Raw genomic sequence first — 7,435 nt, 5'->3', positions numbered from 1 at the left:
AAGCAGGGAAGAGGGCCATGGGAAGGGGACCCCGGGCGGTTGGGTGGGCGGCTCGGCGGGTGCACGAAGGGGTGGGTGCGTGGGCTTCAGGCGGGCGCTGGGCGGGCCGTCGGGGCTTCAGTAGATTGCTACTTACAGGTAACGTGCGGGCATGAGCACTCCTCTGCCCGCCCGCGCCGGGCGACGCTGTCACAACGCCCTCAACCCGCTGCACTCGGCGGTCTACTTCACCGCAGAGCACGCCCAGGAGATGGCGGCCATCGGCCACGACGACTGGTCCGCCGCATACTTCGCGTCGCGGGCCTCCGCGATGGGAGCCGCCGGTGCCGGCGCGGTCACCGCCGCGTTCTACAACTTCAACCCCGAGCTGGTGGCCCGCCACGTACCGCGGATCTGGCGCACCGCCTCCCCCGAGGACGCCCTCGCCGCCCGGCTGCGCGCCGTCGACGCCGGACTGCGGCGGCTGCTCGGCGAAGAGGCCGTGGCCTCGGCCGAGATGGCGGAGGCGGCGAAGCTCGCCCTGCGCGCGGCCGAGGCGTGCAGCCGCCCCGGCCGGACGCTGTACGCCGCGCACGCCGACCAGCCGGCGCCCGAGGAGCCCCACCTCGCCTTCTGGCACGCGGCGACGCTGCTCCGCGAGCACCGCGGCGACGGTCACATCACGGTACTGATGGGCGCCGAGCTGGACGGGCTGGAGGCGATGGTCACCCACTCGGCCACCGGCAAGGGCCAGAGCCCCAAGTGGCTGCTGCGCACGCGCGCGTGGGGGCAGGACGACTGGGCCGCGGCCCAGGATCGGCTGCGCGAGCGCGGACTCCTCGACGCGGGGGGCGAGTTGACCGAGGAGGGGCTCGGGCTGCGCAAGCGGATCGAGGAGGACACGGACCGGCTCGACCGCGCCCCGTACGAGCACCTCGGCGAGGCCGGGGTCGCGCGGCTCACGGAGCTCGCCGGCGCCTGGTTGGCAGCCGCGGTCACCGCCGGTGCCTTCCCCGCGGACCTCTTCGGCAAGGGCTGAGGCCGGACCACCGGCGCGAATGGGAAACGCCGCGCCGCAGGCGCGGGCCGGGCCGGGCCGGTGCCACCGCCGTGCGCGCGGCCGCAGCGCGCGGCGGTCCCGTACCGCTTCGGACTGTCTGCGCAGGGCTGTCGGCGCCACCTGGCACAATGCGGGCACCAGCAGCAACGACAAGGCGGATCGGATCGTGACGACGTCGATTGAGGGCAGGATCGCCGAGGAGCTCGGCGTACGGGAGCGGCAGGTAAAGGCGGCCGTCGAGCTGCTCGACGGCGGTTCGACCGTGCCGTTCATCGCGCGCTACCGCAAGGAAGCGACCGAGATGCTCGACGACGCCCAGCTGCGCTCGCTCGAGGAGCGGCTGCGCTATCTGCGGGAGCTGGAGGAGCGGCGCACCGCGATCCTCGAGTCGGTCCGGTCGCAGGGCAAGCTCGACGAGCGCCTCGAGGCGCAGATCCGGGCCGCGGACTCCAAGGCCCGGCTCGAGGACATCTACCTGCCCTTCAAGCCCAAGCGCCGTACGAAGGCGCAGATCGCGCGCGAGGCGGGGCTCGAGCCGCTCGCCGACGGGCTGCTCGGCGACCCGTCGGTCGAGCCGCTCGCGGCCGCCGCCGCGTTCGTCGACGAGGGCTCGGGCGTCGCGGACGCCGCCGCCGCGCTGGAGGGTGCCCGCGCCATCCTCACCGAGCGGTTCGGCGAGGACGCGGACCTGATCGGCGAGCTGCGCGAGCGCATGTGGCAGCGGGGGCGGCTGGCCGCGAAGGTGCGGGAGGGCAAGGAGGAGGCGGGCGCGAAGTTCGCCGACTACTTCGACTTCGCCGAGCCGTTCACGGAGCTGCCCTCGCACCGGGTGCTGGCGATGTTCCGCGGCGAGAAGGAGGAGGTCCTCGACCTCGCCCTGGAGCCCGCCGGTCCCGGCGACGAGGCGGACGAGGGCCCGAGCTCGTACGAGCAGGCGATCGCCGCCCGCTTCGGCATCGCGGACCGCGGCCGCCCGGCCGACAAGTGGCTGACCGACACGGTCCGCTGGGCCTGGCGCACCCGCGTCCTCGTCCACCTCGGCATCGATCTGCGGCTGCGGCTGCGGCAGGCCGCCGAGGACGAGGCGGTCCGGGTGTTCGCGGCCAACCTGCGCGACCTGCTGCTGGCCGCCCCGGCGGGCACGCGCGCGACGATGGGCCTGGATCCGGGATTCCGTACGGGCGTGAAGGTGGCCGTCGTCGACGCGACCGGCAAGGTGGCCGCGACGGACACGATCTATCCGCACGTACCGCAGCAGAAGTGGGACGAGTCGCTGGCCAGGCTGGCCCGGCTGGCGCGCGAGCACCGCGTCGAGCTGATCGCCATCGGAAACGGCACGGCGTCGCGGGAGACCGACAAGCTCGCGGCCGATCTCATCGCGCAGCAGCCGGAGTTGAAGCTGACGAAGGTGATGGTCTCGGAGGCCGGGGCATCGGTGTACTCGGCGTCGGCCTTCGCCTCACAGGAGCTGCCGGGCCTGGACGTGTCGCTGCGCGGCGCGGTGTCGATCGCGCGGCGCCTGCAGGACCCGCTGGCCGAGCTGGTGAAGATCGACCCGAAGTCGATCGGCGTCGGCCAGTACCAGCACGACCTGTCCGAGGTGAAGCTCTCCCGCTCGCTCGACGCGGTCGTCGAGGACTGTGTGAACGGTGTGGGGGTGGACGTCAACACCGCATCCGCGCCACTGCTGGCCCGGGTCTCGGGCATCGGCGCGGGCCTTGCCGAGAACATCGTGGCGCACCGCGACGCGAACGGCGCCTTCCGCGCGCGGAAGCAGCTGAAGGAGGTGGCGCGGCTCGGGCCCAAGGCGTACGAGCAGTGCGCGGGCTTCCTCCGCATTCGCGGCGGCGACGACCCGCTCGACGCGTCGAGCGTGCACCCGGAGGCGTACCCGGTGGTGCGGCGGATCGCGGGTTCGACCGGCGGGGAGGTGAAGGCGCTCATCGGCAACACGGCGGTGCTGCGCGGACTGAAGCCTGCGGACTTCGTGGACGAGTCCTTCGGCCTGCCGACGGTCACGGACATCCTGAAGGAGCTGGAGAAGCCGGGGCGCGACCCGCGGCCCGCGTTCAAGACGGCGGCCTTCAAGGAAGGCGTGGAGAAGATCGGCGACCTCGCGGCCGGGATGATCCTGGAGGGGGTCGTCACGAATGTCGCCGCCTTCGGGGCCTTTGTGGACGTGGGCGTCCACCAGGACGGTCTGGTGCATGTCTCGGCGATGTCGAAGACCTTCGTGAAGGACCCGAGGGATGTGGTGAAGCCGGGGGACATCGTGCGGGTGAAGGTGCTCGACGTGGACATTCCGCGGAAGCGGATTTCGCTCACGCTGCGGCTGGACGACGAGTCGCCGTCCGGCGGGGGGAAGCCGGGGGGACGCAGTGACCGCGGCGAGGGCCGGGACCGGCCGCGGCGCGGCGCGCCGCAGCAGCGGCAGGGCGGCCGCGGCGGCGACCGGGGCCGCGACGCCGCCCCCGCGAACGGAGCGATGGCGGACGCGCTGCGCCGCGCGGGCCTCCTCGACCCCAAGCGCCGCGGCTAGCGGCCCCTCTCACCTGGCGCACTGCCCCGGTCCGTGGCCGGGGCAGTGGTGCGTCCGTGGCCGGGGCCGGGGTACGTCCGTCCTGCCGGTGCCCTGCCGCGCCGCCAATCGGCAAGCACAGCCCGCCCGTTCATCGCAGATTTACCGGAATTCGAGCCTAGACTGACGGACCGTGCGCGTTCTGATTCTCGAGGACGACCCCGAGCTCGGACCCGTGATCTCCGCGAGACTGCGAGAGGCGGGCTTCGCCGTGGATCTCGCCTTGACACTCGCCGACGCCGATTTCCGCCTCTCCATCCATGCCTACGACTGCGTGGTGGCGGACCGGGCCGTCCCGGACGGTGACTCGCTGCGCCTCCTCGCGGCACATCGAAGGGCGGGTTCCGCCCTGCCCTTTCTGCTTCTCACGGCCCTGGACACGGTCGCCGACCGCGTGGCGGGGTTCGAGCACGGGGCCGACGACTATCTCGTCAAGCCCTTCGCTTTCGCCGAACTGACCGCCCGCGTACGCGCGCTGTGCCGCAGGGCCCAGCCCGCCCGGCCGCCGGAACTCAAGGTCGGCGACCTGGAGGTCGACCTGCCCCGCCGCAGGGTGCGCCGCGCCGGAGTCCTCCTCAGCCTCACCGCCAAGGAGTTCGCCGTGCTGGAGGTGTTGATGCTGCGGGTCGGTGAAGTGGTCACGCGCACGGAGCTGATCGAGCACTGCTGGGACGAAATGGGCGAGCCGATGTCCAACGTGGTGGACGTACTGATCGGCCAGCTGCGGCGCCGACTGGGTCCACCGGATCCGATCGAAACGGTGCGGGGCTTCGGCTACCGGCTGGCGGAGGCGGAGGCACAGCGCTGTTAGGCCGTACGCCCTCCCGGGCCGTGGCGCGGCTGCGCCGCTGCCGCCGGGTGATGACACTGCTGTTCGCGTTCACCACCGCGAGCTGCCTTTTCGTTCTCGCGGCGATCGCCGCGCACATCGACGCCGGCTCCCGCGCCGGCGACCTCGACAGCGACGTCAACAGCCGGGCCGTCGGGCTCTCCCGCGCGGTGTGGTTCGACAATCAGGGACAACTGCACCTCGATCCGCTGTACGAGGACTCACTGGCGCAGCGCGTAGAAGCGGTGGTCGTCCTGACCGGGCGACCGGGCAGGACGCCGGTCGTCCATGTCGCCGAGCCTATGCCCTCCGTAGCCCCCCTCCAGGCGGAACTCCGGCGGCGGTGGCGGGAGATGGTGGCCGATGAGGACACCGTCCTGTTCACCGCGGTCGCGGCTGACAAGCGGGAACTGCGGTGGGCCGCCGCCCCCGTCTGGGAGGACGAGGACATCAGGGCCGCGATCCTGGTCGGCGGGGATCCCGGGAGCAGCGAACGCCGTCACGAGCTGCTGATCCGCTGGCTGACGATCGGCTGCACGGCCCTGGTCGTGTTCGCGGCGGCTGTCGGGCACCTGCTCTCCGGCCGTGCGATGCGGCCCGCCATCACGAGCCTGCAGCGACAGGAGCAGTTCCTGGCAGAGGCGGCTCACGAGCTGCGGACTCCGCTGGCCACCTTGCAGTTGGTGGTGGAAGGCGGGAGCTCGGCCCCCGAGCGGGCCCCGGCAGCCCTGAGCGAAGCGGTACACCTGGTCGACCGGCTCAGTCGCCTCGTCACCGGTCTGCTGGCGAGGGCACGGCTGGCTGCGGGCACCCAGGAGGTCGAACGTACGCCCTTACGGCTGGACCAGTTGGTCGAGCTCACCCTTCAGGAGTTGCCCGGCCCGGCGGCGGTCACCATCAGCACCGAGCCGGTGGTGGTGCTGGGCGACCCGGGACTGCTCGCCCAGGCGCTGCGCAACCTGGTCGAGAACGCGCAGCAGCACGGCGGCGGCGGACCGTACTCCCCTCACCGGCCAGTGGAGGTGACCGTCTCCCCCGGCCGGATCGCGGTCCGTGACCATGGGTCGGGTGTGCCGCCCAAGGATCGCGAGAAGGTCTTCCGCCGCGGGGTCACCGGTGGGTCGGGGACCGGAACAGGACTGGCGATCGTCCGCTGGATAGCGCAATTGCACGGCGGCAGCGCCCAACTCTTGGATGCCCCAGGCGGCGGACTGATCGCGGAGTTGCGGCTTCCGCAATACAAGGACGATTGATCCGCCCGGTTCTGCCCAGTCTTGACCGGTCTCGCCTCATCTTCATCTCATGCAGCTTTCGCCAGGCTGGGTGCACGCATGAACGCTCCACCGTTCCGAATCCGGGCCAGTTTTCAGGACGTGGAAGATCAGACGGCTACGGCGCGTGGCCGACATGCGACCAGGCTGCCGCCGGACCTTAGTGGAAGGTTCCTCGATGCACTTGGTCTTGGGTCCGCTGCCCCCACAGCGGCCTCTTTCGGATACTGCGCTGAGCCACGCGATCCGAGAGGGACAGGTCGAACTCTTCCGGTATCTCTATCGCCGCCACTACGCCGCCGTGCAGGCCTATACGACCCAGTGCCTGCCGGGTCCCGTACATGCGCATGAGGCGACCTCACATGTCTTCGCCCAGCTGCTCCAACGGATGCTGTCCGGGGAGTCCTTCATCGAGCGCCGTCATCCGGGGTGCCTGCGGCTCCAGTTGCTGGACGGCGTTCGCACCACGGCGGTCACGCGCCTGCACCTCGAGGGCGAAGCGCTGTCGCCGTCCTTCCGCGCCTGGGCCGCTGCGGGATTCCGCTGGCCCTGGGGTGAAGACGGCCATCTCGCTCTCGCCTTCAAGCGGCTCCCGCCCACCACCCAGTGCCTGCTGTGGCACTCGGTGGTGGACCGCGACGACCCCGCGCTGACAGCCCGCATCACGGGCCTGGCCCGTGATGCGATCCAGGACCTGTGCGCCCAGGCCAGGGGCGAGCTGCGCCGGGCCCGTACGGACCTGTATCTCGAACGGCTGGGGCGTCAGGACTGCAAGGAGGTGGTCAGGCAACTGGCTTTCCAGCCCGAGTCGCCCCCGGCCAAGGAGGCCGCGGACCACCTTCGGATCTGTCCGGGCTGCATGCGTGTCTACAAGGACGTGTCCCGGCTCGATGCGCAGCTGGAAAAGCAGTTGCCCGTGCGGCTGCTGGGTTGGTGGCCTGGAGAGGAATACCTGCGGGCGAAGGCGGACATCCCCGTTCCGCTGGGTGATCCGCCGTTCCTGACACGGCTGCTGGAAAGCGCCAGGGCCGATGCCGAAGCCCCGGCACAGCGCTTAGGCAGGCGCCCCGTCGCGCCGGACGGGGCGCCGAGCCCCGGAAGGAGGAGCCGGGTTCCGCGCCGGGGCCGTCGGCTCTCCCCCACCAGCGTCGCCGTCATCGGCTTCCTGATCGGCGTCACCGTAGGCATGATCACGCTGCCCGGCTGCCAGCAGCATCATGCGGCCCGGGGATACCTGCCGCCCGGTTCCTCCTCCCCGACCGCACAGGAGACTCCGCCGCCCTCGACCGCGCCGCCTTCCCCAGTACTCCTGGCGAAAGACCGTATCCAGGCCGGCGCCTTCACGGTGGAGAGCGGGACCACCACCGGGTCTCTGCGCGGCAGCCGCCTCCTGGGGCGCTTCTCCCTCCTGCGGTACGACCGTGTGGACTTCTCCAACGGCAAGGAGACTCTCGCCAAGGCCAGACTCGCGGGACCACCGGGCGGAGGCGCCTCGATCGAGTTGCGGCTCGACTCCCCCACCCGGCCCCGGCTGGCGCGGATCAATCCCGTGCCCGACGGGTCATTGGACGACATCTCCGTGCCGATCGCTCCCGTCGGCGGGGTACACCGTGTCTACGTCACCGCGCACTGCCCGTCGAACGCCGAGCCGTGCGTCGAACTCCATGCGTTCGGTACGGGGTCACCGCCCTGACGCCGGATGCCGGATGACGGCCTGT

General features: G+C 71.6%; 5 protein-coding genes. All 5 read left to right on the top strand.

Features of this window, described 5'->3' with window-relative positions; translation table 11 throughout:
- Nucleotides 1-151 precede the first annotated feature (151 nt).
- Nucleotides 152-1,018, top strand: coding sequence for an SCO6745 family protein (locus ACTWP8_RS34280; RefSeq protein WP_443325990.1), 867 nt, complete (start codon nt 152-154; stop codon nt 1,016-1,018).
- A 187-nt stretch (nt 1,019-1,205) separates the two neighbouring features.
- Entirely contained in the window at nt 1,206-3,578 is a 2,373-nt protein-coding gene (locus tag ACTWP8_RS34275; protein WP_443325989.1) for a Tex family protein, read from the top strand.
- 172 nt (nt 3,579-3,750) lie between these two features.
- A complete protein-coding gene (locus tag ACTWP8_RS34270) occupies nt 3,751-4,428 on the top strand; it encodes a winged helix-turn-helix domain-containing protein (protein WP_443325988.1) in 678 nt (225 codons plus the stop codon).
- Between the two features lie 50 nt (nt 4,429-4,478).
- On the top strand, nt 4,479-5,699 hold the full coding sequence (locus ACTWP8_RS34265; protein ID WP_443325987.1) for a sensor histidine kinase: 1,221 nt from the start codon (nt 4,479-4,481) through the stop codon (nt 5,697-5,699).
- A 196-nt stretch (nt 5,700-5,895) separates the two neighbouring features.
- Entirely contained in the window at nt 5,896-7,410 is a 1,515-nt protein-coding gene (locus ACTWP8_RS34260; RefSeq protein ID WP_443325986.1) for a hypothetical protein, read from the top strand.
- Nucleotides 7,411-7,435 lie beyond the last annotated feature (25 nt).

The sequence above is a fragment of the Streptomyces sp. 7N604 genome (genome assembly GCF_052245475.1).
Taxonomy (GTDB): domain Bacteria; phylum Actinomycetota; class Actinomycetes; order Streptomycetales; family Streptomycetaceae; genus Streptomyces.
This window is presented reverse-complemented; position numbering and strand designations above follow the sequence as displayed.